This window comes from Stenotrophomonas sp. 1337, assembly GCF_031455455.1.
In the GTDB taxonomy this organism is placed as follows: domain Bacteria; phylum Pseudomonadota; class Gammaproteobacteria; order Xanthomonadales; family Xanthomonadaceae; genus Stenotrophomonas; species Stenotrophomonas indicatrix.
Genome location: NZ_JAVDSR010000029.1, coordinates 1 through 2,500 on the forward strand (window position 1 = coordinate 1; position 2,500 = coordinate 2,500).

At 54.1% G+C, this 2,500-nt stretch carries 2 rRNA genes (1 of these 2 cut by a window edge); both read right to left on the bottom strand.

The annotated features are described in order from the left end of the window. Window positions 1-92 (bottom strand): 5S ribosomal RNA (gene rrf, locus J2X70_RS20680); the annotation flags it as partial. A 169-nt stretch (window positions 93-261) separates the two neighbouring features. Further along, window positions 262-2,500 (bottom strand): 23S ribosomal RNA (locus J2X70_RS20685) (it continues 642 nt past the right edge of the window).

Consider the following 2,500-nt stretch of genomic DNA (forward strand, 5'->3'; position numbering starts at 1 on the left):
ATGGCTTAGGCCACACTACCATCGGCGCAGCTACGTTTCACTTCCGAGTTCGGGATGGGATCGGGTGGTTCCATAGCGCTAATTTCACCAGGGAGGCGGTTGGAGTGTCGCCTGGGCGTCGTGTCTTTGCAGGGTGCGGGCATGATGATGCCAGCGTTGCAAAGAGACGCGCCTGAGCGCCTGCCTCTCGTTTGGTCTTGTGACGTAGCGTGCACTTGGATCTATCGACATGTCATGTCGGCCAAGGCAACTTGAGGTTATATGGTCAAGCCTCTCGGATCATTAGTATCAGTTAGCTCAATACATTGCTGTACTTACACACCTGACCTATCAACCACGTAGTCTACATGGTTCCTTCAGGGGGCTTGTGCCCCGGGAGATCTCATCTTGAGGCGCGCTTCCCGCTTAGATGCTTTCAGCGGTTATCGCTTCCGAACATAGCTACCCGGCAATGCCACTGGCGTGACAACCGGAACACCAGAGGTTCGTCCACTCCGGTCCTCTCGTACTAGGAGCAGCCCCTCTCAAATCTCCAACGCCCATGGCAGATAGGGACCGAACTGTCTCACGACGTTCTGAACCCAGCTCGCGTACCACTTTAAATGGCGAACAGCCATACCCTTGGGACCGACTACAGCCCCAGGATGTGATGAGCCGACATCGAGGTGCCAAACACCGCCGTCGATATGAACTCTTGGGCGGTATCAGCCTGTTATCCCCGGAGTACCTTTTATCCGTTGAGCGATGGCCCTTCCATACAGAACCACCGGATCACTAAGTCCTAGTTTCCTACCTGCTTGATCCGTCGATCTTGCAGTCAAGCACGCTTATGCCTTTGCACACAGTGCGCGATGTCCGACCGCGCTGAGCGTACCTTCGAGCTCCTCCGTTACTCTTTAGGAGGAGACCGCCCCAGTCAAACTACCCACCATACACGGTCCCCGATCCAGATAATGGACCCAGGTTAGAACGTCAAGCACGACAGGGTGGTATTTCAAGGATGGCTCCACCACAGCTAGCGCCATGGTTTCATAGCCTCCCACCTATCCTACACAGACGAACTCAACGTTCAGTGTAAAGCTATAGTAAAGGTTCACGGGGTCTTTCCGTCTTGCCACGGGAACGCTGCATCTTCACAGCGATTTCAATTTCACTGAGTCTCGGGTGGAGACAGCGCCGCTGTCGTTACGCCATTCGTGCAGGTCGGAACTTACCCGACAAGGAATTTCGCTACCTTAGGACCGTTATAGTTACGGCCGCCGTTTACTGGGGCTTCGATCAAGAGCTTCGCCTTGCGGCTGACCCCATCAATTAACCTTCCAGCACCGGGCAGGCGTCACACCCTATACGTCCACTTTCGTGTTTGCAGAGTGCTGTGTTTTTGATAAACAGTCGCAGCGGCCTGGTTACTGCGACCCTCTTCAGCTATAGCTCGCATGAGCCACCAAAAAGGGTGCACCTTCTCCCGAAGTTACGGTGCCATGTTGCCTAGTTCCTTCACCCGAGTTCTCTCAAGCGCCTGAGAATTCTCATCCTACCCACCTGTGTCGGTTTACGGTACGGTCTGCGTAAGCTGAAGCTTAGGAGCTTTTCCTGGAAGCGTGGTATCAGCAACTTCGCCATAAAGGCTCGTCTCGGTGCTCGGTCTTGAAGGATCCCGGATTTGCCAAAGATCCAAACCTACCGCCTTTCCCCGGGACAACCAACGCCCGGTATGCCTAACCTTCTCCGTCCCTCCATCGCACTTACGCGAGGTGCAGGAATATTAACCTGCTTCCCATCGACTACGACTTTCGTCCTCGCCTTAGGGGCCGACTCACCCTGCGCCGATTAACGTTGCGCAAGGAAACCTTGGGCTTTCGGCGTGCGGGTTTTTCACCCGCATTATCGTTACTCATGTCAGCATTCGCACTTCCGATACCTCCAGCAGACTTCTCAATCCACCTTCAACGGCTTACGGAACGCTCCTCTACCGCGTACATATAAATATGCACACCCCAAGCTTCGGTTCTGTGCTTAGCCCCGTTAAATCTTCCCCGCAGACCGACTCGACCAGTGAGCTATTACGCTTTCTTTAAAGGGTGGCTGCTTCTAAGCCAACCTCCTGGCTGTCTGTGCCTTTCCACATGGTTTTCCACTTAGCACAAAATTTGGGACCTTAGCTGTGGGTCTGGGTTGTTTCCCTTTTCACGACGGACGTTAGCACCCGCCGTGTGTCTCCCATACAGTCCGTCTCGGTATTCGGAGTTTGCAATGGTTTGGTAAGTCGCGATGACCCCCTAGCCATAACAGTGCTCTACCCCCGAGAGGATACATATGAGGCGCTACCTAAATAGCTTTCGAGGAGAACCAGCTATCTCCGGGTTCGATTAGCTTTTCACTCCTAATCACAGCTCATCCCCGTCTTTTGCAACAGACGTGGGTTCGGGCCTCCAGTACCTGTTACGGCACCTTCACCCTGGCCATGACTAGATCACCCGGTTTCGGGTCTACTGCCCGC